This is a genomic window from Ruegeria sp. BF12, from assembly GCF_056538705.1.
The window spans coordinates 198,770-220,842 of the sequence record NZ_JBQFTP010000004.1; the positions used below are offsets into that span (position 1 = coordinate 198,770).

At 59.8% G+C, this 22,073-nt stretch carries 20 protein-coding genes; 13 read left to right on the top strand and 7 right to left on the bottom strand.

What is annotated here, in order from left to right:
• Window positions 1-10: 10 nt before the first annotated feature.
• Both ACR0J0_RS09305 and ACR0J0_RS09310 read right to left on the bottom strand, forming a co-directional pair.
• On the bottom strand, window positions 11-652 hold the full coding sequence (locus ACR0J0_RS09305; RefSeq protein ID WP_480663238.1) for a CatB-related O-acetyltransferase: 642 nt from the start codon (window positions 650-652) through the stop codon (window positions 11-13).
• Window positions 652-1,257, bottom strand: a complete 606-nt coding sequence (locus ACR0J0_RS09310) for a flavin reductase family protein (RefSeq protein WP_480663240.1) — start codon at window positions 1,255-1,257, stop codon at window positions 652-654. Before ACR0J0_RS09310 ends, ACR0J0_RS09305 begins: the two co-directional genes overlap by 1 nt.
• Window positions 1,258-1,329: 72 nt before the next feature.
• Between ACR0J0_RS09310 and ACR0J0_RS09315 the strand changes: the two genes are divergently transcribed.
• From ACR0J0_RS09315 to ACR0J0_RS09335, 5 genes are all read left to right on the top strand, one after another.
• Window positions 1,330-1,824: a GNAT family N-acetyltransferase gene (locus ACR0J0_RS09315; RefSeq protein WP_480663242.1), complete on the top strand. Its 495-nt coding sequence runs from the start codon at window positions 1,330-1,332 to the stop codon at window positions 1,822-1,824.
• Window positions 1,825-1,876: 52 nt separating this feature from the next.
• Complete coding sequence (locus tag ACR0J0_RS09320) at window positions 1,877-2,620, top strand: EcsC family protein (RefSeq protein ID WP_480663244.1); 744 nt, start codon at window positions 1,877-1,879, stop codon at window positions 2,618-2,620.
• Window positions 2,621-2,799: 179 nt separating this feature from the next.
• Window positions 2,800-3,207, top strand: coding sequence for an NUDIX hydrolase (locus ACR0J0_RS09325; RefSeq protein WP_480663406.1), 408 nt, complete (start codon window positions 2,800-2,802; stop codon window positions 3,205-3,207).
• 71 nt (window positions 3,208-3,278) lie between these two features.
• Window positions 3,279-3,722 carry a DUF1178 family protein gene (locus ACR0J0_RS09330; RefSeq protein WP_480663246.1) on the top strand — a complete coding sequence of 148 codons (444 nt, stop codon included), beginning with the start codon at window positions 3,279-3,281 and terminating at the stop codon, window positions 3,720-3,722.
• Window positions 3,723-3,725: 3 nt separating this feature from the next.
• On the top strand, window positions 3,726-4,364 hold the full coding sequence (locus ACR0J0_RS09335) for an SDR family oxidoreductase (protein WP_480663248.1): 639 nt from the start codon (window positions 3,726-3,728) through the stop codon (window positions 4,362-4,364).
• Here the strand turns inward: ACR0J0_RS09335 and ACR0J0_RS09340 are convergent.
• A complete protein-coding gene (locus ACR0J0_RS09340) occupies window positions 4,358-4,711 on the bottom strand; it encodes a hypothetical protein (RefSeq protein WP_480663250.1) in 354 nt (117 codons plus the stop codon). The two genes, ACR0J0_RS09335 and ACR0J0_RS09340, sit on opposite strands and share 7 nt — an antisense overlap.
• A 165-nt stretch (window positions 4,712-4,876) precedes the next feature.
• Here ACR0J0_RS09340 and ACR0J0_RS09345 point away from each other — a divergent pair, with 165 nt between their 5' ends.
• The 6 genes from ACR0J0_RS09345 (at window position 4,877) to ACR0J0_RS09370 (ending at window position 13,659) form a co-directional block, all read left to right on the top strand.
• Window positions 4,877-6,115, top strand: a complete 1,239-nt coding sequence (locus tag ACR0J0_RS09345; RefSeq protein WP_480663251.1) for an aspartate kinase — start codon at window positions 4,877-4,879, stop codon at window positions 6,113-6,115.
• 44 nt (window positions 6,116-6,159) lie between these two features.
• The gene (gene ptsP / locus ACR0J0_RS09350; protein ID WP_480663252.1) at window positions 6,160-8,403 is read left to right on the top strand and encodes a phosphoenolpyruvate--protein phosphotransferase; all 2,244 of its coding nucleotides are present in this window, start codon (window positions 6,160-6,162) and stop codon (window positions 8,401-8,403) included.
• A gap of 117 nt (window positions 8,404-8,520) precedes the next feature.
• Entirely contained in the window at window positions 8,521-9,966 is a 1,446-nt protein-coding gene (zwf, locus tag ACR0J0_RS09355) for a glucose-6-phosphate dehydrogenase (RefSeq protein WP_480663253.1), read from the top strand.
• A 1-nt stretch (window position 9,967) separates the two neighbouring features.
• Window positions 9,968-11,773, top strand: coding sequence for a phosphogluconate dehydratase (gene edd, locus ACR0J0_RS09360; RefSeq protein WP_480663255.1), 1,806 nt, complete (start codon window positions 9,968-9,970; stop codon window positions 11,771-11,773).
• 2 nt (window positions 11,774-11,775) lie between these two features.
• Window positions 11,776-12,411, top strand: a complete 636-nt coding sequence (locus ACR0J0_RS09365) for a bifunctional 4-hydroxy-2-oxoglutarate aldolase/2-dehydro-3-deoxy-phosphogluconate aldolase (RefSeq protein WP_480663257.1) — start codon at window positions 11,776-11,778, stop codon at window positions 12,409-12,411.
• A 51-nt stretch (window positions 12,412-12,462) separates the two neighbouring features.
• On the top strand, window positions 12,463-13,659 hold the full coding sequence (locus ACR0J0_RS09370; RefSeq protein WP_480663259.1) for a pyridoxal-phosphate-dependent aminotransferase family protein: 1,197 nt from the start codon (window positions 12,463-12,465) through the stop codon (window positions 13,657-13,659).
• On the opposite strand, the gene ACR0J0_RS09375 is transcribed toward ACR0J0_RS09370, so the two are convergent.
• Window positions 13,656-14,756: a pyridoxal phosphate-dependent aminotransferase gene (locus tag ACR0J0_RS09375; protein WP_480663261.1), complete on the bottom strand. Its 1,101-nt coding sequence runs from the start codon at window positions 14,754-14,756 to the stop codon at window positions 13,656-13,658. The two genes, ACR0J0_RS09370 and ACR0J0_RS09375, sit on opposite strands and share 4 nt — an antisense overlap.
• 94 nt (window positions 14,757-14,850) lie before the next feature.
• Between ACR0J0_RS09375 and ACR0J0_RS09380 the strand changes: the two genes are divergently transcribed.
• Together ACR0J0_RS09380 and ACR0J0_RS09385 are read left to right on the top strand one after the other, a co-directional pair.
• Complete coding sequence (locus tag ACR0J0_RS09380) at window positions 14,851-15,921, top strand: SMP-30/gluconolactonase/LRE family protein (RefSeq protein ID WP_480663264.1); 1,071 nt, start codon at window positions 14,851-14,853, stop codon at window positions 15,919-15,921.
• 64 nt (window positions 15,922-15,985) lie between these two features.
• The gene (locus ACR0J0_RS09385) at window positions 15,986-16,768 is read left to right on the top strand and encodes a crotonase/enoyl-CoA hydratase family protein (protein WP_480663266.1); all 783 of its coding nucleotides are present in this window, start codon (window positions 15,986-15,988) and stop codon (window positions 16,766-16,768) included.
• Window positions 16,769-17,129: 361 nt separating this feature from the next.
• On the opposite strand, the gene ACR0J0_RS09390 is transcribed toward ACR0J0_RS09385, so the two are convergent.
• From ACR0J0_RS09390 to ACR0J0_RS09400, 3 genes are all read right to left on the bottom strand, one after another.
• Entirely contained in the window at window positions 17,130-17,462 is a 333-nt protein-coding gene (locus ACR0J0_RS09390) for a DnaJ family domain-containing protein (protein WP_480663268.1), read from the bottom strand.
• 39 nt (window positions 17,463-17,501) lie between these two features.
• Window positions 17,502-18,665, bottom strand: coding sequence for a benzoate/H(+) symporter BenE family transporter (locus ACR0J0_RS09395; RefSeq protein WP_480663270.1), 1,164 nt, complete (start codon window positions 18,663-18,665; stop codon window positions 17,502-17,504).
• 135 nt (window positions 18,666-18,800) lie between these two features.
• Window positions 18,801-21,962, bottom strand: a complete 3,162-nt coding sequence (locus ACR0J0_RS09400; RefSeq protein WP_480663272.1) for a valine--tRNA ligase — start codon at window positions 21,960-21,962, stop codon at window positions 18,801-18,803.
• Window positions 21,963-22,073: the final 111 nt, after the last annotated feature.

Below are 22,073 nucleotides of genomic sequence, written 5' to 3' on the forward strand. Positions count from 1 at the left end.
TGGCCGCCTTTTACGTTGGAGCGATCCGTTCCAATTCCTCGATGTTTCCAGTCAGCAGCGCCTCTTCGGCGTCGGCAATCATCTCGGCGGGCCAATCCCACCAACTCAAATTCAGAAGCCGGTCGATGGTGTCTTTGTCGAACCGAAAGCGTCGCACTTCGGCCGGGTTTCCAGTGGCTATCGCATAGGGCGGTACTTCGCCGCGAACGACGGATCCGGCTCCGATGATTGCCCCGGAACCGATCCGTGCACCGGGCAGGATCATTGCGCCATAGCCGATCCAGACATCGTGCCCGATAAGCGTGTCGCGGGTATCGGGCTGGTATCCTGTCATCCGCTCGGGGTCGAACACCGGAAACGGAAAACTGGTCAGCCCGTCCATCGCATGATTGGCTGAGGAAGTGATGAACCGAACTCCATGGGCGATCTGGCAGAACTTGCCCAGCACCAGCTTTTCCCGAGAAAAGGGAAATAGGTAGGGTGCCAGACGAATGGCCCAATCCGCTGGCGCGTCGAAATCCGAGGCGTAGCTGAACGCGCCGGCCTCAAATCTTGGATGATCGATGGCTTGTGACAGAAACACTGTGCCACGATGCTCGGCACCGTCGGGAAGCGTGATCGGGTACCTGCGAGATGGGTCGGGTAGGGGCATCAATCATCCGGTCTGGAAAGGCTGAACAACTCGGTGACCACCGAGTAATCCCGGTATCCAAGTCGCGCCAGCGGTTGGAACGTTGTGACGTCAAACATGCCGTCCTTCAGGCAATCGTCGCGCAGGTGCACGCCCTTGACCTCGCCAAAAACAACGCGGTTGGCTTCGCCGGGAAGGGTAACGATCTGCGTCAGCTTGCACTCAAGCGCCGCCGGTGCACCCTCGATCCAGGCGCAGGGGATGGTTTCGCATTCTACCGGCGTCAGCCCGGCATGTCCGAACTCATCAACGTCTTTTGGCAGACCAGCCGAGCTTGCGTTCATTGCATCCCGGTGTGCGTGGGCCACGACGTTGACGCAGAACACCCCGGTCGCCTTGATATTGGCAAGGCTGTCTTTTGCGCCGTCCTGATCGTGTTTGGTCCCGGTTGAGGCAAACATGACCTGAGGCGGCGTGTAAGCAACGCCGTTGAAGAACGAATAAGGTGCCAGATTGTTGATCCCATCTGCATCACGTGTCGAGATCCAGCCGATCGGCCGCGGGGTGATAATGGCGTTGAATGGGTTATGCGGCAGGCCGTGGCCGTCTTCGGGGCGATAGAACATATGGTCTCCAAGCGTTTGCCCAAGGCGTACCGAAGTGCTAGGGCGAATGCCAGCAAGGAAAAGAGGGCAGGGGTGCAGCAGTTCGAGATCAGGCCGGAAGAGCCGGATGATTGGTGGGAGGTCGAAGCTCTCTATGACCTGTGCTTTGCGCCCGGGCGTGAGGCGCTGTCCTCGTATCGTTTGCGCGACGATGTTCCGCCCGTGTCCGGTCTGTCGCTGGTCGCGCGTGATGGGCAGGGCATTCTGGCCGGCGCGATCCGATTCTGGCCCATCCACGTAGGCGCACATGACGCTTTGTTGCTAGGTCCCGTGGCTGTCCACCCAACCCATCAGGGGGAAGGACTGGGCGGATACCTGATCCATCAGGGGCTTGAGGCCGGCCGCGAAAAGGGCTGGCAACGGGTGATGCTGGTTGGTGACGCGCCGTATTATGCCCGTTTCGGGTTCTCGCGCCTGACGGGCGTTGAAATGCCGCCTCCAACCAATCCGGACCGGGTTCTGGGCGCGGAACTGATCCCCGGTGTCTGGTCGAATGTTCATGGCGCAGTGACCCGCTGGACGCGCTGACCTATTGAAACTGCCGCAGTAAGTCCCGATGTTCAATGGCAGGAGGGTTTAAATGCAGGACGTGGTTCTTGTTGAAAAACTGGACACCGAGGCCGAGCTGGACCGGTTGGCCAAGTGTTACAGGTCTGCCGGAGGGCCGGGTGTCAAACTGTTGAACAGTTTGGGCGGATCGGCGGAATCCTTGCTTGAGCAGTTGCCAGCGTCCGTACGGCAGGGCCTTACGGGCGCGACCGAGCAAGCATTGTGGCTTGCGATGCACGCGGCCGAGGGATCCCGGCGCGCAGTTCCGGATCAGAAACCGTGGGTCAACACCGCTGTCGCGACCGCAATGGGCGCCGCGGGCGGGCTGGGCGGCGTGTCTACAGCCCTGATGGAATTGCCTGCAACCACGGCCATGCTGTTGCGTGCCATTCAGGGGGCGGCCTCCCGCGAAGGGTTTGATCCGTCCGAGGAAGGCGTGAAATTCGACTGCGTCCAGGTTCTGTCTGCCGCTGGTCCATTGTCCTACGATGACGGAGCCGATTTGGGGTTCTTTTCGGTGCGTCTGACTTTGACCGGCCCTGCAATGCAACGGCTGATAGCGGCAGTTGCTCCGCGCTTGTCAGTCGTGCTTGGCCAGAAGCTGGCAGCGCAATCGGTTCCTGTTTTGGGCGCCATCGCCGGGGGCGGAACGAACTACGTTTACACCCGTTACTATCAGCAGGTCGCTCGGGTTCATTTCGGTTTGCGCCGACTGGCGATTGATGCGGATATCCCTCATGAAGATCTGGTGAGCAAGCTGGCATCCCGAATTTAGATCGCTGCAAAGACTTGGAACAAACCGCTTTATATGGTATCCAAGCCCCTACCAACCCCTAATAAAACACAAGATCATGGGTTGGCATACAGGGACGGATTCAATCTGAAAGGCGGTTCAGCGTGGTCGATGCAGGGCTTTCGATCCACTTGCAGGGAAAAAGCAAACGTCTTCAATTGATGCATCAGTCGGCCGCCTTGTGCTATCGCATTAAGCAGGGTCGGCCCGAGGTTTTGCTTATCACAACGCGTAAATCGCACCGCTGGATCATACCCAAGGGATGGTTGATCGATGGTTTGACCCCGTCCCAAACCGCCACGCAGGAAGCCTGGGAAGAAGCCGGCGTAAAAGGTAAATGCGCCGCGGATCTGTTGGGTCGCTTCACCTATTTGAAAAACCTTCCCAACAAAGGGCCTGTCTTGTGTTTGGTAGACGTTTTTCCGCTATATGTTCGGTCGATTGTATCGAATTTCCCTGAACGGGACGAACGCAAAAGAATATGGGTTTCGCCTAAAAAGGCGGCCTCTCGGGTCAAATTCCCCGAACTCTCCCAATTGTTACGCAAACTGGGACCAGTTCTGCACTGACTTGCCTTGCGAAGGGCTTGATCTTGCCATGTCTGTGGGTATCTATTTGGCTACCGATATTTGGACGGAACATGATTCAATACGCGTTGAAATGCAGCCGGGGCCATACATTTGACAGTTGGTTTCAATCGGCCGCCGCTTACGACAAACTGGCATCCGCAGACATGGTGACATGCGCTGTGTGCGGTGACGTGCACGTTGAAAAGGCGATCATGACCCCCCGGGTCCGTCCGGCGCGCAATACGCAGGCGCCTGAGCCTCAGGACAAGCCAATCAATGTGGCGACCCCGTCGCCGAATATCGAGCAGGTGCTGGCCGATCTGCGGCGTAAGGTGGAAGAGAACTCCGATTATGTTGGCAAGGACTTTGCCAGCGAGGCGCGCAAAATTCATCTGGGTGATGCGCCCGAGCGCGCAATTTACGGCGAGGCCAAGCCCGATGAGGCAAAGGCTTTGATTGAAGACGGTGTGCCGGTTGCGCCGTTACCCTTTTTGCCGACCCGAAAAACGAACTGACCTATGCATGTCGTAATCACTGGGGCCAATCGCGGAATTGGACAAGCTCTGGCCGATCGCTACCGGTCGCAGGGGCATGACGTCACCGGAACCGCTCGGGATGCGAGTGCGCAGGTTGTGCTGGATGTGACAGACCCCGTGCAGCATGCAGCGATGGCGGATGGGTTGGAAGGACGGCCAGTCGACTTGCTGATCTGCAATGCTGGCGTTTATCTGGATAAAGGCCACGGCATCGGCGGATATCCGGCTGAAATGTGGGCTCAGACCTTTGCGGCCAATGTGACGGGCGTGTTTCTGACTGTGCAGGCGCTTTTGCCAAACCTCCGGGAAGCGCAGGGGAAGGTTGTGATTATGTCTTCGCAGATGGCGTCGCATACGCGCGCGCCGGGAGGCAGCTACATCTACCGCGCCTCAAAGGCGGCAGCGCTCAATCTTGGGCGCAATCTGGCCGCTGATCTGCGTGAGGACGGCGTCGCGGTTGGCATCTATCACCCCGGTTGGGTCCAGACAGACATGGGGGGCGATGAAGCGCCGCTCACGGTAGACCAAGCCGCAGATGGATTGGTCGACCGCTTTGAGGCGCTTTCCCTCGACAATTCCGGGTGTTTCGAAACCTGGGACGGCCAGCCGCACGCTTATTGACGTTTCAGCGCCGCCGTGGGGATTTCGTAGACCTCATCGGGGTCAATAAAGATCACCGTCAGATCGCCCCGTGTTTCATGGCTGATCCGGGCGGGTGAGCTGCTGGAGCTTGGTACGCCATCCGTGAAATAAATGCTGCGCACCTCGCCACTGCCCAATCCCACCGCCAGAGTCGTGGTCCCGTCGTCGTGGTGGCGCAGCTCGGCATGACAACTGCTCATCGGAGCGCCGCCGGTGGCGCAGGGCACGGTGCCCAGGGCATTCTTGCCGTCTGTTGCGGCCAGTGTGGAAACCTGTGCAAAAGCGGGTGAGGACAGCAGGACAAGGGCTGCGGCAACGCGGAACATGGAAAACCTCTAGGAATATGTGTGGGCTACAGGCTTACACCCTCCGGGACGGTTGTAAAGCAGTCAGGTGCGGACTTCTGAATGGTTTTGAACACTTGCCCTCGCGGTTCCCCTCGCATAAGACGCTCGGGATCAGAAAACCATGGCGCGGAGACACTTGCCCCCATGCCCCTACTCGTGATGAAATTCGGCGGTACGTCGGTTGCCAACCTCGACCGTATCCGCCGCGCGGCGAAACGCATCGGCGTCGAAGTGGCCAAAGGGTATGACGTGATCGTCATCGTTTCGGCCATGTCCGGCAAAACAAACGAGCTTGTGGGCTGGGTCGACGAAACCTCGCCGCTTTACGATGCGCGGGAATATGATGCCGTCGTTTCATCGGGTGAGAACGTGACCGCCGGTCTGATGGCGCTTACGCTTCAGGAAATGGACATACCGGCGCGCAGCTGGCAGGGCTGGCAAGTTCCGCTGAAGACAACCAGCGCGCACAGCCAGGCCCGGATCGAGGAAATCCCTACCGAGAACCTGAACCAGAAATTTGGTGAAGGCATGAAGGTGGCGGTTGTGGCTGGCTTCCAGGGCATCAGCCCCGAAGGCCGCATCACCACGCTGGGCCGTGGCGGGTCGGATACGACCGCTGTCGCATTCGCGGCCTCATTTGGTGCCGAGCGCTGCGACATCTACACCGATGTGGACGGCGTCTATACAACTGACCCGCGTATCTGCGAAAAGGCGCGCAAACTTGACCGCATTTCGTTCGAAGAGATGCTCGAATTGGCCTCTTTGGGGGCCAAGGTGCTGCAAACTCGCTCGGTCGAGCTGGCAATGCGGTATAAGGTGAAACTGCGCGTGCTTTCTAGTTTCGAAGAACAATCCGACGAGGCCGGTACGCTGGTTGTCGACGAGGAGGATATCATGGAATCCAATGTTGTGGCCGGTGTGGCCTATTCCCGTGACGAGGCCAAGATGACCGTCGTTTCGGTGGCGGACCGCCCAGGTATCGCCTCAACCATCTTTACTGCGCTCAGCGATGAGGGCGTGAACGTGGATATGATCGTTCAGAATATTTCGGACGAGGGGCGCACGGACATGACCTTTTCGTGCCCGACCGATCAGGTGATACGCGCAGAAAAAGCGCTGCTGGCCATCAAGGATGCGGGTGAGCTGAACTATGCCGAACTGGTCGCCGACACCGATGTCTGCAAGGTTTCGGTAGTGGGCATCGGAATGCGTTCTCAGTCCGGTGTGGCGGCCAAAATGTTTAAGGTCCTCTCGGATGAAGGGATCAACATCAAAGTCATTACAACCTCTGAGATCAAAATTTCCGTCCTTGTCGATAGGAAATACATGGAACTTGCGGTTCAGGCACTGCATGATGCTTTTGAATTGGACAAGGCGGCCTGAGCATCCCGGTCAATGGTCGCCTGATACCGTAAGCTGGTTGGGCCATGGCGGAAGGCACCGAAACAGAATCCCGCAAGCTGCTTGGGCGGCTGCGCGAAGAGATGGCGAGCGAGGCCGCCGGTCAGGAACGTCTTGACCGGATAACCCATTTGATTGCTGACAGCATTCGGGCCGAGGTCTGCTCGATCTATCTGTTCCGGGATGCCGATACTCTGGAGCTTTGCGCGACCGAAGGGTTGTCGCCCGAGGCGGTTCACAAAACGCGAATGCGGTTGGGTGAGGGCCTTGTGGGGCGCGTCGCTCAGTCCGGAAAGGTCGTAAACACAGCAGACGCACCTTCAACCAAAGGATTCCGGTACATGCCGGAAACGGGCGAAGAAAGGTTTTCGTCTTTCATTGGGGTTCCGGTTCAGCGTCTGGGTGAGAAACTGGGCGTTCTGGTTGTCCAATCCCGCGACGCGCGCGTGTATTCCGCCGACGAGGTCTACGCGCTGGAAGTGGTCGCCATGGTTCTGGCGGAAATGGCCGAGCTTGGCGCGTTTGTGGGCGAAGGCGCGGCCTTGTCTCCCCGGCACCAGCAATCGGTACAGTTCAGCGGCGGACCGGCCCAGGAAGGAAGTGCCGAGGGGCATGTCTGGCTGCATGAGCCCCGCGTGGTTGTCACCAATCCGATTGCCGATGACCCCCACCGCGAACGTGAACGCCTGAATGAGGCCGTCGACGAACTGCGCGTGGGCGTCGACAAAATGCTGGAGATTTCGCAGGGCGGCGACAAGGAACAGCTTCAAGTTCTTGAAGCCTATCGGATGTTCGCCAATTCCAAGGGCTGGATGCGCCGGATGGAAGAGGACATCGCGCTGGGCCTCAGTGCCGAAGCCGCAGTTGAGAAAGAACAATCCCAGGCTCGCGCCCGCATGGGGCAGGTGACCGACCCCTATCTGCGCGAACGTCTGGCCGATTTGGACGATCTCAGCAATCGGTTGCTGCGTATTCTGACCGGGCAGGGGGGCACCAACGGGGCTGACCTGCCACCCGATCCGATCCTCATCGCACGCAATATCGGGCCGGGCGATCTGCTGGAATACGGTAGGTCGCTGAAAGGTATCGTTCTCGAAGAGGGATCGGTCGGCAGCCACGCAACGATTGTGGCCCGCGCACTGGCGATCCCGCTGGTGGTTCATGTCGGGCACATCACGACCGAAGCACTGAATGGCGACCAAATTCTGGTTGATGGCGATCAGGGCATCGTGCATCTGCGCCCCGAAGACACAGTTGTCACTGCCTTCCGCGACAAGATCGCCATGCAGGCCAAAGCGCAGGAACGCTATGCCTCGATCCGCGATACCCCGACGGTGACGCGCGATGGCGAACGGATAAACCTTGTCATGAACGCGGGTCTGATGGCCGACCTGCCGTCGCTGGGCAATTCCGGGGCCGAGGGTGTGGGCCTGTTCCGAACCGAGTTGCAGTTCCTGATCCGCAACCAAATGCCCAAACGCTCTGAGCTTGTGACGCAATATCAACGCGTTATGGACGCAGCTGGCGACAAGCGCGTGGTATTCCGAACGCTGGATATCGGGTCGGACAAAGTGCTGCCCTACATGAAGCATGTAGAAGAGCCGAACCCCGCCTTGGGCTGGCGCGCGATCCGTGTCGGATTGGACAAGCGTGGTGTGATGCGGATGCAGTTGCAAGCCTTGATGCGCGCTGCAAATGGCCGTCCACTGACGCTGATGTTTCCATTCGTTGCGCAGGCCGACGAATTCCGAGAGGCCAAGTGGGAGGTCAACAAGACGATCGAACGCGAAAAGCGCCTTGGCCACATACTGCCCGAGTCAATTGAGGTCGGCGCGATGCTCGAAACTCCCTCGCTGGCCTTTGCCCCGCAGAAGTTCTTTGACGAGGTCGATTTCGTCTCGATCGGCGGTAATGATCTGAAACAGTTCTTCTTTGCGGCCGACCGCGAAAACGAACTGGTGCGCCGCCGGTATGATACGTTGAATGTCAGCTTCCTCAGCTTCATCGAGCGGATTGTCGAGCGCTGCAATATCTCGAACACTCCGCTCAGCTTCTGTGGTGAAGATGCGGGGCGCCCGGTTGAGGCGCTATGTCTCGCCGCGATGGGCATCCGGTCACTGTCGATGCGCCCAGCGTCGATCGGACCGGTCAAAAGCGTGCTGCTGCGCGCCGACCTGCAGTCTCTTCGCAAGATCATTGCGGACGCTCGTCATCGTGGTGAGCAATCCGTGCGACCGGCAGTTATGGAGTGGCTGCGGAATCTGGGTTGATTTTCCAGTCGCGCTTCCCTATTCAATGCACGAATGTTAGCGGTAACAATACCCGTATCACTCAGATCGCATAGGCGGTGCTAAAGTGATACCAGCGACACTTGAAGGAGCCTATGGATGGTTTCACGCGTAATCCCGGTACACCCGTTCGATCTGGTGTTATTCGGCGCGACCGGCGATCTGGCACAGCGCAAGATCTTGCCCGGGCTCTACCACCGGTTTGAGGTCGGTCAGATGCCGGACGAAGCCCGGATCATTGGTACGGCGCGTTCCGGCATGGACAGTGACGCGTTTCGCGACCAGATTCGCGCATCGATGAAGGAATTTGCGCCCAAGTTCAAAAAGGACGTACTCGAACAGTTTCTGAAAAGAGTGGAGTACGTGCCGGTTGACGCGCTGGGCGACGCTGGATGGGCGGACTTGGCTAAGGTCTTGCGCCCTGATGTGGTGCGCGCGTTCTACCTTTCTGTTGGTCCCAGCCTGTTCTCGGGTATTGCGCAACGGCTCAGCGATTATGGTCTGGCCACGCCGGACAGCCGCATCGTGGTCGAGAAACCATTCGGTCATGATCTGGCATCGGCCAAGGCTCTGAACGAAGGTCTGCGTGCCTGTTTCGAGGAACACCAGATCTACCGGATTGACCACTATCTGGGCAAAGAGACGGTGCAGAATCTAATGGCTCTGCGATTTGCCAACTCGCTGTTCGAGCCGCTTTGGAATTCAACCCATATCGACCATGTGCAGATTACGGTGGCAGAAACTGTCGGGGTCGAAGGGCGCGGGGCCTATTACGATCAGTCGGGCGCCATGCGGGACATGGTGCAGAACCACCTCGTGCAGCTTCTGTGCCTGACCGCGATGGAGCCGCCGTCCAAATTCTCACCAAACGCGGTGCGGGACGAAAAGGTCAAGGTTATCGAGGCGTTGGAGCCCGTTGCGCCATCCGATATCGCACGCGGTCAATACCGGACGGGCAAGGGCGGTGACGGGTATCTGGATCACGTCGGAAACCCAGCCAGCCGCACCGAAAGCTACATCGCGCTCAAGGTCCATCTGGGCAATTGGCGCTGGGCGGGGGTGCCGTTCTATCTGCGCACGGGCAAACGTTTGCGGGCACGTGAATCCGAGATTGCAGTGTTCTTCCGCGATCCACCGCACACGATCTTTCCCAATGTCGGTCCGCTGCACGGCAACGTGCTGGTGATCCGATTGCAGCCGGACGAAGGCATCACCCTGCGCACGACAATCAAGGAACCGGGGCAGGGCGGGTTCCGCCTGTCCGATGTCGCACTGGACATGAGTTTTGCTGATGCTCTGGGCGACGAATCCCAGTCCCCGGACGCGTATGAGCGGCTGGTGATGGATGTCATCCGCGGAGACCAGACCCTGTTCATGCGCGGGGATGAGGCCGAGGCCGCCTGGGCCTGGGTTGATCCTATCATTCAGGGTTGGGAAGATCGTGGAGACCGCCCCTCGCGCTATGATCAGGGCAGTTCAGGGCCGGAAGAAGCGCTTATGCTGATGCATCGTGACGGGCGCCGCTGGCGCCAGATTGGGGGTTAACATGGTTCAATCTGTAATTTCCGACGTCACTCGACGGATTATCGATCGAAGTGCCGACCTGCGCGGCCCCCACCTGGAACGAATGGAGCACGCCCGATCCAAGGGTCCCGCCCGCGCGCATCTGTCCTGCAGCGGTCAGGCCCATGCCTATGCCGGCGCGGGCGCGGACCAGCAGGCCATGGCGACCGGTACCGCAGGCAATCTGGGTATTGTCACCGCCTACAACGACATGCTGTCGGCCCATCAACCCTTTGAGCGCTATCCCGGCCTGATCCGCGATGCGATCCGTGAAGCTGGCGGTACTGCGCAGGTTGCTGGTGGCGTTCCGGCGATGTGCGACGGGGTCACTCAGGGCGAAGCGGGCATGGAATTGTCCTTGTTCTCGCGCGACGTGATCGCATTGGCGACTGGTGTTGCACTTAGCCACAACACTTACGATGCCGCAGTCTTTCTTGGTGTTTGCGACAAGATTGTTCCCGGCTTGGTTATCGGGGCACAGGCGTTTGGCCATCTCCCGGCAGTCTTCCTGCCCGCCGGTCCTATGACTAGTGGCCTGCCCAATGATGAAAAGGCTAAGGTACGCCAGAAATTCGCGGCCGGAGAAGTCGGTCGCGAAGAACTCATGGCCGCGGAAATGGCCGCGTATCACGGCCCGGGCACCTGTACCTTCTACGGCACGGCCAACACCAACCAGATGCTGATGGAGTTCATGGGTCTGCATCTGCCAGGGTCCAGTTTTGTCAATCCGAACACGCCTTTGCGTGATGCGCTGACAGAAGAGGGCGCGCGACGTGCCCTGTCTCTAAGCGCGCTGGGCAACAACTATACGCCGGTCTATCAGGTGCTGGACGAACGCGCCTTTGTAAACGGGATCGTTGGCCTGATGGCGACCGGTGGGTCGACCAACCTGCTGATCCACTTGATCGCAATGGCGCGCGCTGGTGGTATCGTTTTGGATTGGCAGGACTTTTCGGACATCTCTGCTGTGGTCCCGCTGGTTGCGCGAGTGTACCCGAACGGATTGGCCGACGTGAACTATTTCCACGCGGCGGGCGGTCTTGGCTACTGCATCGGTACTCTGCTGGAAGACGGCCTATTGCACCCCGATACGCTGACTGTCGCCGGGCAGGGCCTGCACAACTACACCAAAGAGCCCAAGTTGATCGACGACGAACTGGTGTGGGAAGAGGGCGCAGGACACAGCCTGAACGAAAAGATCGTGCGCTCTGCCAAAGATCCGTTCCAACCCACCGGCGGATTGTCGCGATTGACCGGCAATCTGGGCACCGCCGTGATGAAAGTCTCGGCCGTTGCGCCTGAACACCAGGTGGTCGAAGCCCCGGTTCGCGTGTTCCACGATCAGGATGAGGTCAAAGCCGCATTCAAGGCCGGAGAGTTCACCGACGACGTCATTGTTGTCGTTCGCTTTCAGGGACCAAAGGCAAACGGGATGCCCGAGCTGCACTCGTTGACCCCGATCCTGTCGATCCTGCAGGGCCGCGGACAAAGGGTGGCTTTGGTCACGGATGGTCGCATGTCCGGCGCGTCGGGCAAGGTGCCGGCTGCGATCCATGTTTGTCCCGAGGCACTGGACGGCGGACCAATTGCCTGCCTGCAGGACGGAGACCTCTTGCGCGTCGATGCCGTGAAGGGTGAGTTGGAAATCCTGACGCCCGGAGTTCTGGACCGGGCACCGGCCATCGCCGACTTGTCGGCCAATCAACACGGCGTCGGACGTGATCTGTTCGGTGCATTCCGCAACGCTGTCGGCTCGGCCGATGCCGGTGCCAGTATATTCGGAGCGTAATCATGTCCCCTAAAACCCAACGCACCCGCGAGATTTGCGGACTTGCGCCCATTGTCCCGGTTCTGGTCGTCGATGATGCGGCGCAGGCGCGTCCACTTGCCGAGGCACTGGTTGCAGGTGGCCTGCCCGCGCTTGAGGTCACCCTGCGTACCCCGGCGGCCTTGGATGCGATCCGCGCCATGGCCGACGTGCCCGGTGGCGTCGTTGGTGCAGGTACGTTGGTGACGCCCGATGACGTCCGCGCAGCAAAAGAGGCGGGCGCACAATTCGGTGTCTCCCCCGGTGCAACCGACGCCCTGGTCGCCACCTGTGAGGCCGAGGACCTACCCCTGCTGCCCGGCGCGGCCACTGCCAGCGAAGCGATGCGTCTGCTGGAACTGGGTTATGACATGCTGAAGTTCTTCCCGGCCGAAGCCTCAGGTGGAGCACCTGCTTTGAAAGCCATCGGTGCGCCTCTGCCGCAGATCACGTTCTGTCCCACGGGTGGTGTTTCGCCCTCAAACGCGCGTGACTACCTATCCTTGTCTAATGTGGTCTGTGCCGGTGGCAGCTGGGTTGCGCCGAAGCAGATGGTGGTCGAGGGCAATTGGGCGGGGATCGAAACACTTGCGCGCGAGGCATCAAAGCTGATGGATTGACGCCACCCAAAGCTGCGCTAGGGTGGGCGACAATTCATACAGGTTGATCCCATGACAGACTCAATTTCTCTTGCGCAGGGGCGCGAGTATCTCGCTATTCCCGGCCCATCGGTCATGCCTGATGCGGTTTTGCAGGCCATGCACCGGCCTTCGCCAAACATTTACGAGGGCGAACTGATCGAGATGATGCCCGCCCTGACGCGTGATCTGTGTCGCGTGGCGCGCACCGATCACAATGTCGCCATTTACATCGCCAACGGTCACGGAACCTGGGAAGCCGCTCTGTCAAACGTCATTGCGCCCGGTGAAACGGTTTTGGCTCCTGCCTCGGGGCGTTTTACCCATGGTTGGGCCGAAATGGCCGAAGGGATCGGTGCCAAGGTTGACCTGATCGATTTCGGATCGTCGTCGGTCTGGGATTTCGATCAGATCGCTGACGCCCTGCGCGCCGATGAAGGCCACCGGATCAAGGCTGTTCTGGCCGTTCATGTGGATACGTCCTCGTCCATCCGAAACGACATCCCGGCGTTGCGGGCGCTGTTGGACGATTTGGGGCACCCGGCGTTGCTGATGGCGGATTGCATTGCCTCGCTGGGTTGCGACCGCTTTGAAATGGACACCTGGGGCGTCGATGTCATGGTCACGGCCTGTCAGAAGGGGCTGATGACGCCCGCAGGAACCGGCTTTGTCTTTTTCAACGACAAAGCGCAAGCCAAACGGGTGTCCATGCCCCGTGTCTCGCAGTATTGGGATTGGCAACCGCGGGCCAACCCCGAGTTGTTCTATCAGTACTTCAATGGCACCGCGCCGACCCATCACCTCTATGGTCTGCGCGCGGCGTTGGACATGATGCACGCTGAAGGGATGGAGCAGGTCTGGGCGCGTCACGAACGTCTGGCCACCGCAATATGGGCGGCCTGCGAAACCTGGGCGGAAAGAGGCGCCTTGCAGCTAAACGTGGCCGATCGTTCGGTCCGCAGTCATGCCGTTACCGCGCTACGTTTGACTGACGGGCGTGGCACTCCTCTGCGCGAGTTCACCGAAAACCAACTTGGGCTCACGCTGGGCATCGGTTTGGGGATGGAAGACTGGGACGGGTGCTTCCGACTGGGCCACATGGGCTACGTCAATGGCCAGATGGTCATGGCCATGTTGGGCGGTATGGAGACAGCGATGGCCGCGCTGGGCATCCCGCGCGGAATAGGCGCGTTGGAGGCCGCTGCGGCGGTGCTTGCGTCGAAGGACTAATCCCGCGCATCTGCAAGTGCTTTCGGCAGTGCTGCTGCAAAAGCATCCAGATCGGATGCCTCTCCGCAACTGACGCGGATGCATCTGTTCTGCGGAGCGGCAAAAGGCATACGTACGAAAATGCCCTGCGCGACCAGCGAGTCCAGAACGGCCTTGGCAAACGCTCCATCCCGGCCGCAGTCGATGGCAACAAAATTGGTGGCTGAGGGCAGGGGCTTCAGCCCGTTCTCGCACGCAATCTGGCCGATCCGTTCGCGCGCTTCGGCGATCTTGGTTTGCACGTGTTCCAGCCACGCGGAATCCTGTAGCGCGGCCAGCGCTCCGGCCTGTGCAGCCCGGTTCATGCCGAAGTGGTTGCGTACCTTGTTGAAGGCCGAAATCAGGCCCGGTGCGCCGATTGCATAACCAACTCGCGCACCGGCCATGCCGTACACTTTTGAGAAAGTCCGCATCCGGATCACGCGGGGATCGTTTGCGTCGACGGGGGCGACAGTGCCTTCTGGCGCGCATTCCACATAGGCTTCGTCCAGCACCAGCAGGCAGCCCTCGGGCAAATGTTCCATTGCCGCCACGATCTCCGCGCCGGAATGCCAACTGCCCATCGGATTGTCCGGGTTGGCCAGATAGACCAGTTTGGCGTCGACCTCAGCCGCTTTGGCAAACAGAGCCCTCGGGTCTTCGTGATCATCGCGATAGGGTGCCTTGTGCAGTTTGCCGCCAAAGCCCGCCACGTGGTAGTTGAACGTCGGGTAGGCCCCGTCCGAAGTCACAACAGCGTCACCAGGCCCGACCAGCAGGCGCACGAGATAGCCCAGGAGGCCGTCAATCCCTTCGCCAACCACGATATTCTCGGGACTGATCCCATGGTGGTCAGCCAATGCGTTGCGCAGATCATTGTTTTCGGGGTCGCCATACATCCAGATGCCTGTATCCGCCATCGCCGCGATAGCGCGGGGCGAGGGACCGAACACGCTTTCATTTGCGCCCAGACGCGCCACAAACGGCGCGCCGCGTTGGCGCTCCTGAGTTTCGGGGCCGACAAATGGCACGGTTGCAGGCAGGGATTGGGCAAGCGGAGTATAACGTGGGTCAGACATGTGGGCAGATAAACGCAAGGGCACCTGTCAGGCAAGCTTGCGTTACAGGATGTCGCCTCGCATTGTTCGTGCAGCTACAAAGGGAGGGGCGCGGATGCGCATCGTACTTGGCCTGATCATTATCGGCCTTGCCTATCTGGTATTCTGGCCGGTTCCGGTTCAGCCGGTTGCGTGGATCCCGCCCCAAGCGCCGGACTTCACAGGGGACTTTGCGGAAAACAGCGAATTGGACAAATTGGAGCTGATCGCGCTGCCAGAAGGCGAGGTAGGTCCCGAGGATGTTGCGATACGGCCTGATGGTTCGGTTTTTACAACCACATTGGCGGGTGCGCTGTATCGGATCGACGGGGACACGCCGGTCAAAATTGACGACCTGGGTGGTCGGCCACTGGGTCTGAAGGCCGGACCGGATGGGGCGCTGTACATCGCTGATAGCTTCCGAGGCGTGATGCGATGGACCGGTCAGGGCGCGTTGGAACCTCTGGTATCGGAAATCGATGGTGCGCCGGTGGTTTACGCGAACCAGCTGGACGTATCGCAGGATGGAACGATCTATTTCTCCAACTCGTCCGACCGGTTCGATCCCGAAACGATGGGCGGGACCAAGCCGACCTCGGTCCTTACGATTTGGGAGCAATCTGACACCGGCTATGTCGCGCGCCACGCCCCCGATGGCACGACAGAAAAGGTGGCCGATGGTTTCGTTTATACCAACGGCGTTGCTCTGTCGCCCGAGGAGGATTTTCTGCTGATCGCCGAAACGGGGCGGGCAAGGGTTCACAAACTATGGCTGACGGGTCCCAACGCTGGCCAGCAGGAGGTTCTGATGGATAACCTGCCGGGCTATCCTGATAACATAGAGGCGCAGGGCGATGGCACCTATTGGATGGCTTTCGCCAGCCCGCGTGTGCCGAGCGAGGCACTGATGCCATACCCGTTTTTGCGCAAGGTGATCTGGCGGCTTGGCCCGATGGTGCGGCCCGCTCCGATTCATCGCGGAATGGTGGTGCAGTTCGACGGTGACGGGAATATTCTGCGAACCTTACAGGACCCCGAAGGGCGGTTGGGCATCACGACCGGCGGTAAAGTTGTCGGCGATCAGTTCTATGTCATGACATTGGATTCTCCGTGGTTCGGACGGATGCCTGCGTCAAACCTGCCCTAACGTTGAGGTGGAACTTGAAGGGGCTTCCGGGCAAGGTGATCCCAACCTGAATTGGGAGGCCTGAATGTCACGCGTATCCGTCGAGTACAAAGATCACATCGCCCATGTCACGCTGACGCGCGGTGACAAGATGAACGCGCTGGACGATGCGATGATCAAGGCCATTATTTCTGCCGGGCAGGAGGTCGCGGCTTCGGATGCCCGTGCCGTGGTGCTGTCGGGCGAGGGCAAAAGCTTTTGCGCGGGTCTGGACATGGCAAGCTTTGCCAGCATGGCCCAAACGGACCCGACTGAGTGGTTGATGTCCCGCAGTCACAAAGACGCAAACGAGGTGCAAGAAGTTGCCTTGGTGTGGCGACGCGTGCCGGTTCCAGTGATCTGTGCAATTCAGGGAGTCGCCTATGGTGGGGGGCTGCAGCTTGCGCTGGGCGCGGATATCCGCATTGCGCACCCCGATGCCAAACTGGCGGTGATGGAGATGAAATGGGGCCTCATCCCGGACATGGGCGGCATGGTTCTGCTGCCAGGGTTGGTGCGTTCGGACGTGTTGCGCCTGTTGACCTATACGGCGCGCCCCATCGGTGCGGCTCAGGCGGCGGACTGGGGGCTGGTCACCAGGCTTTCGGACGATCCTTTGTCCGAGGCGCTGGCTTTGGCTGAAGACATCGCCGGGCAAAGCCCCTCTGCCATCCGCTCGGCCAAACGCCTGATCGAGGTCGCCGAATCCAAATCCCGGACCGAGGTTTTGATCGAAGAATCCTCGGAACAGGTGGAACTGATCGGGAAGGCGGATCAGATGGAGGTCATCGCCGCCCGAATGCAGGGGCGTAAGCCGGAGTTCAAATGACTTCGCAATCCGTCACACGTTTGATCCTGTATGCTAAGGATGTCGACGGGATGGTGCGGTTCTATGAGACCCATTTTGCTACAAGGTGCGTCAACTTGAAGGGGACCGGATCGTCGAACTGGTGCCGATGGGGCTGCACTGCACCTAATGCTGCACCCGGCCAGTAAGGGCGCGCGTCAGGGGCAGGCGGCCGCTAAGATCATTTTGATGTGGCGGATGTTGCCTCGTTTTGTAGCCAAGCAGCCCAAAACGGGCTGCAATTCGGCCCGATCCACCAGGCAGAAGGGTACAGTTTCGCAAATGCCAATGATTCATCCGGGAACTCTATTTCCGTGTCCAGCAGGGCGTTTGTGCCGGGTAGTCAACGCAGGAATGCCCGCCTTGCGTCGCGCGCCATGTTATAGCGCATCTCAAGCTCAGCGATCCGCGCCATCGCGACCTTACGCTCTTTGGGATCAGTTTGGGCAGCATATGTCTTGCGTGCAGCATCCAGTTCTTTCTTGATGCTGAACTCTTCGGGCAGAACACCAGCCTGGGCCATGATCCGGTGACCGGCAGCCAGGGCCGGATCGGTCTGAGCCTCGGACGAGCGATCGGGTAGGGGCTGACCCTCACCCTCCAACCCTTCCAGCTGACCTTCGGCCTGCGCCTTTTTGATCTGTCGTTCGATCAGTTTTCCAAGCGATCCAAGCATGGCCCAAGTATACTCGGGTGCTTCGACATGTGAAAGCACTCACGGAGTGCGGTTGGTGACCAGATAAGCGATGCCACCTGCCGCCAGTCCCCAGACTGCGGCACCCAGCCCAAATACTGTGATACCGGACGCGGTGATCGCGAAGGTCAGGATGGCCGCTTCCCGTTCTGCCGGTACCTCAAGCGCGGCAAAGGTCGCGTTTGCCAATACGCCGATCAACGCGATCCCGGTCAGTGTTCCCATCAAAAGCGGGTCGGCATGGGCCGCAAATCCTGTGATCGCCACGGCGAACACACCGAAAATGCAATAGAACACCCCTGCCATGACCGCTGACCAATAGCGCTGGTCTGGGTCGGGGTGGCTGTCCTCGTTCGAACACATCGCGGCGGTAATCGCGGCAAGGCAAGTGGCCGGGGCACCGAAAGGGGCAGACAGGATGCTGGCGCTTCCGACTGCTGAGAACAGTTTGCCGGGTTTGGGCGCATATCCAAAGCTGCGCATCACCGCGATGCCGGGGATGTTTTGTGTGGCCATGGTGACGACGAACAATGGGATGCCGATCCCGATGGCAGAGGCGACAGTGAAGGTTGGCATTGTCCAAACAGGTGCGGCCATGAATTGCTCGGGCCTGACCGAACTGTCGCCGGCGTTCAAAACCACCACGATCGCCGCCGCAATAACCGCTGCCGGAACCGCGAGCAGTCGATTGATCCGCCCTGCAATAAACCACGTCAGGATGACCGGAAGCGCTTGCCATGGCAGTTCAACCGCCGCCTTGAATGGAATGATGCACAATGGCAGCAGAACCCCGCCCAGCATGGCTTGCGCCAGCGTTGTTGGTATAGCTGCCGCCAGCCGCCCAAGCGGACGCCATAGTCCTGCAAGCACCGTCAGCGCTCCGGCGCAGAGAAACGCGCCAACAGCGCCCGCGAAGCCAGCGGCAGGTGCCGCCGAGACTGCAAGTAGCGCAGCCCCCGGCGTTGACCACGCCACGCTGATTGGCTGCTTGTACCACAGGCTGAGAATGATTGCCGCCAAACCCATTGCCACCGCGGCCATCATTAAACCGGAGGCGGATTCAGCTGCCGACGCCTCCATCGCGGCAAGGCCCTGCAGAACAATCGGGAATGAGCTGAAAAAGCCGACAACTGCCACCACAAGGCCGGTCGAAATCGTTTGCACAGGGGGAAGGGAACGCGCCATGATTGCCTCAGATTTAGATGAGGAACTTGCTAACAACCGCAAACCTCTGGGAACAAGGGAAAAAGCAGATGGGCAAATGAAAACCCCGCCAGACTTAGGTTGGCGGGGTTCACATTGTTCGACAGCGAATGCGGATCAGGCGATTTCGGCTAAACGGGCGAGTGCCTCGTCCAGCTTGGCCTCTTCCTCTTCGCGGGCAGCGAGGTTGGCTTTGGCTTCCGCGACGACCTCTTCCGGGGCCGAGGCCACGAATTTCGGGTTGTTCAGACGCCCGCGCAGACCGCCCAGTTCCTTGGCCAACTTGCCCTTGGCTTTCTCCAGACGCTCCTTTTCGGCGCCGATATCAATGATATCCGCCAGTGGCAGGCCGAAACTCGCGCCGGGGGCGGCGATGGAAATCGTCCCCTTGGGCAACTCATCCGCTTTGGTCAGGCTGTCGATCCGCGCCAGACGCTTGATCAGCGCTTCGTTGCGGTCCCACGCGGCTTGGCCATTGGCGTCAATCTCGGTCACCAGCATCGGCACATAGAGGCCAGCCGGAACCCGCATCTGCGCACGGGCCGAACGGGTGTTCTCGATCACCGAGATCACCCAATTCATCTCACGATCCGCTTCGGCGTCGATCAGGTCAGCGGCGGCATAGGTTGGCCAATCGGCGTGGACGGCCATTTTGGCGCGGTCGCCGGTCAGACCCCACAGCTCTTCTGTGATGAAGGGCATGATCGGGTGCAGCAGGACCATGCACTGATCCAGAACCCAACGCATCGTGGCGCGGGTCTCGGCCTGTGCCTCGGCGTCATCACCTTGCAGCAAGGGTTTCGACAGTTCCACGTACCAATCGCAGACCTTGCCCCAGACAAAGGCATAGAGCCCGTTGGCGGCATCGTTGAAACGGTAGCTTTCCAGCGCCGCGTCGACCTCTTCCCGCACGCGGGCGGTTTCGCCGATGATCCAGCGGTTCACGGCGGCTTTGGGCTTCAGGTCGGCCACGTCCAGTTGCGGAACGGTGTCGGCGAAGACCTCATTCATCTCGGCAAAGCGGACGGCGTTCCACAGTTTGGTGCCGAAGTTTCGGTAGCCGGTGATGCGTTCCTTGGACAGCTTGAGCACGCCGCCGATGGCCGCCATCGAAGCGTTGGTAAAGCGCAACGCGTCGGCGCCGAACTCGTCCACGATCTCAAGCGGGTCGATGACGTTGCCGGTGGTCTTGGACATCTTCTTGCCCTTCTCGTCACGGACGAGCTGGTGCAGGTAGACGGTGTGGAACGGGATCTCGTTCACTACGGCCAGTTGCATCATCATCATCCGGGCGACCCAGAAGAACAGGATGTCCGCGCCGGTGATCAGGACATCGGTCGGGAAGTAGTGCTCTAGCTCCTCGGTCTTCTCTGGCCAGCCCAGCGTGCCGATGGGCCAGAGACCGGACGAGAACCAGGTGTCGAGGACGTCGGGGTCGCGCCAGACCGGATAGACCAGCTTGGTTGGGTCCTGTTCAACCGCATACTGCGCAAGGCTCTCGGCGAACCGATGCATTGCCTCGTGTTTGTCCGCGACTTCAACGACGGTAGCGTGGCTCAGCGGGCTGGGAATGTCGGCATTGTCATTGAGGAACTTGTCAGTGACCGCCTCGAATGTCGGCGCACACTCCATGACGCTGCCACGGTGCAACATGCCACCTTCATTGAGCAACCGGCCCAGTTCAACGAGATCAAGATCGCCGTCATTTTCATCATCCATGAAATTCTCTGCGGACAAATCCAGACCGTACCAGACCGGAATCTGATGCCCCCACCACAGTTGGCGCGAGATGCACCAGGGCTCGATGTTTTCCAACCAGTGGTAATAGGTCTTCTCGCCCGATTCAGGGATGATCTTAACTGTGCCGTCCTTGACCGCATCCAGAGCGGGTCCGACGATCTTTTCGGCGTCCACGAACCACTGATCGGTGAACATCGGCTCGATCACAACCTTCGAGCGGTCGCCGAAGGGCTGCATGATCGGTTTGCTCTCGACCAACGGCACCAGCTTGTCGGCGTCCTCCGCTTCGGGCTTCAGGGCAGCCGAACCCAAACGTGGATCATCCGCGCGAGTCATTACAGCCAGACCGTCATTGGTGATTTCTTCAACCACTTTCGCACGTGCCTCGAACCGGTCGAGCCCGCGCAGATGGTCTGGTACCAGATTGATCGCGTCGATTTCGTTCTCGGTGAACTCACGCCCGCGCGCGTATTCCTGTGCCTTGCCCGCCTCTTCGGAATAGGGCGCACCATCGGCGCGCATCGCGCCTTTGGTATCCATCAGGCGGTACATTGGAATACCGCCACGCTTGGCGACCTGATTGTCGTTGAAGTCATGCGCGCCGGTGATCTTCACCGCGCCCGAGCCGAAATCAGGATCAGGGTAGTCATCGGTGATGATCGGAATCTGGCGGCGATGCTCTTTCGGGCCAACCGGGATTTCGCAGAGCTTGCCGATGATGGGTGCATAACGCTCATCCGAGGGGTGAACGGCAACCGCGCCGTCGCCCAGCATGGTTTCAGGGCGCGTCGTGGCGATCGAGATGTAATCGCGCTCTTCCTCGAGGATAACGTTCCCATCCTCGTCCTTTTCGACATAGGTATAGGTCTCACCGCCGGCCAGCGGGTACTTGAAGTGCCACATGTGACCTGCGACTTCGATATTCTCGACTTCGAGGTCCGAGATCGCGGTTTCAAAATGCGGGTCCCAGTTGACCAAACGCTTGCCGCGATAGATCAGGCCCTTTTCGTACATGTCGACGAAGACCTTGATAACGGCGTCGTGGAAGTTTGCCGAATTCTCATGCCCTGTGCGCGGATCGCGCGGCGCACCAGCCATGGTGAAGGCATTGCGCGACCAATCGCAGGAGGAGCCAAGACGCTTTAGTTGCTCAATGATCGTGCCGCCGTATTCGCCCTTCCATTCCCAGACTTTGTCCAGAAACGCCTCGCGGCCCAGTTCGTTCCGGCTGGGTTGCTGCGTGGCGGCCAACATCTTTTCCACCTGCATCTGGGTGGCGATGCCAGCGTGGTCTTGTCCGGGCTGCCACAGCGTGTCGAAGCCACGCATCCGGTGCCAGCGGGTCAGGATGTCCTGCAGAGTGTTGTTGAAGGCGTGTCCCACATGCAAAGCGCCCGTGACGTTGGGCGGCGGAATCATGATACAAAAGCTTTCGTCTCGCGATTTGTTCGCGCCTGCCTTGAAGGCTCCGGCCTTTTCCCAGGCCTTGTAGATGCGGGCCTCGGCCTCGGCCGCGTTGAATGTCTTTTCCATCGCCATGGGGTGCGTCCTGCGTCATCAATCTCGGGTCAGCGCCTGCAATAGCGAATGCGGAAGGGAAGGGGAAGTGTCTGCGCGTGGATCGGGTGCCAAAGCATCGATCCAGCACGC

Coding starts and splice junctions, on each gene's coding strand:
- ACR0J0_RS09305 (WP_480663238.1), bottom strand. CDS start 652: ATGCCCCTACCCGACCCATCTCGCAGGTACCCGATCACGCTTCCCGAC.
- ACR0J0_RS09310 (WP_480663240.1), bottom strand. CDS start 1,257: ATGTTCTATCGCCCCGAAGACGGCCACGGCCTGCCGCATAACCCATTC.
- ACR0J0_RS09320 (WP_480663244.1), top strand. CDS start 1,877: ATGCAGGACGTGGTTCTTGTTGAAAAACTGGACACCGAGGCCGAGCTG.
- ACR0J0_RS09325 (WP_480663406.1), top strand. CDS start 2,800: ATGCATCAGTCGGCCGCCTTGTGCTATCGCATTAAGCAGGGTCGGCCC.
- ACR0J0_RS09330 (WP_480663246.1), top strand. CDS start 3,279: ATGATTCAATACGCGTTGAAATGCAGCCGGGGCCATACATTTGACAGT.
- ACR0J0_RS09335 (WP_480663248.1), top strand. CDS start 3,726: ATGCATGTCGTAATCACTGGGGCCAATCGCGGAATTGGACAAGCTCTG.
- ACR0J0_RS09340 (WP_480663250.1), bottom strand. CDS start 4,711: ATGTTCCGCGTTGCCGCAGCCCTTGTCCTGCTGTCCTCACCCGCTTTT.
- ACR0J0_RS09345 (WP_480663251.1), top strand. CDS start 4,877: ATGCCCCTACTCGTGATGAAATTCGGCGGTACGTCGGTTGCCAACCTC.
- ptsP (WP_480663252.1), top strand. CDS start 6,160: ATGGCGGAAGGCACCGAAACAGAATCCCGCAAGCTGCTTGGGCGGCTG.
- zwf (WP_480663253.1), top strand. CDS start 8,521: ATGGTTTCACGCGTAATCCCGGTACACCCGTTCGATCTGGTGTTATTC.
- edd (WP_480663255.1), top strand. CDS start 9,968: ATGGTTCAATCTGTAATTTCCGACGTCACTCGACGGATTATCGATCGA.
- ACR0J0_RS09365 (WP_480663257.1), top strand. CDS start 11,776: ATGTCCCCTAAAACCCAACGCACCCGCGAGATTTGCGGACTTGCGCCC.
- ACR0J0_RS09370 (WP_480663259.1), top strand. CDS start 12,463: ATGACAGACTCAATTTCTCTTGCGCAGGGGCGCGAGTATCTCGCTATT.
- ACR0J0_RS09375 (WP_480663261.1), bottom strand. CDS start 14,756: ATGTCTGACCCACGTTATACTCCGCTTGCCCAATCCCTGCCTGCAACC.
- ACR0J0_RS09380 (WP_480663264.1), top strand. CDS start 14,851: ATGCGCATCGTACTTGGCCTGATCATTATCGGCCTTGCCTATCTGGTA.
- ACR0J0_RS09385 (WP_480663266.1), top strand. CDS start 15,986: ATGTCACGCGTATCCGTCGAGTACAAAGATCACATCGCCCATGTCACG.
- ACR0J0_RS09390 (WP_480663268.1), bottom strand. CDS start 17,462: ATGCTTGGATCGCTTGGAAAACTGATCGAACGACAGATCAAAAAGGCG.
- ACR0J0_RS09395 (WP_480663270.1), bottom strand. CDS start 18,665: ATGGCGCGTTCCCTTCCCCCTGTGCAAACGATTTCGACCGGCCTTGTG.
- ACR0J0_RS09400 (WP_480663272.1), bottom strand. CDS start 21,962: ATGGCGATGGAAAAGACATTCAACGCGGCCGAGGCCGAGGCCCGCATC.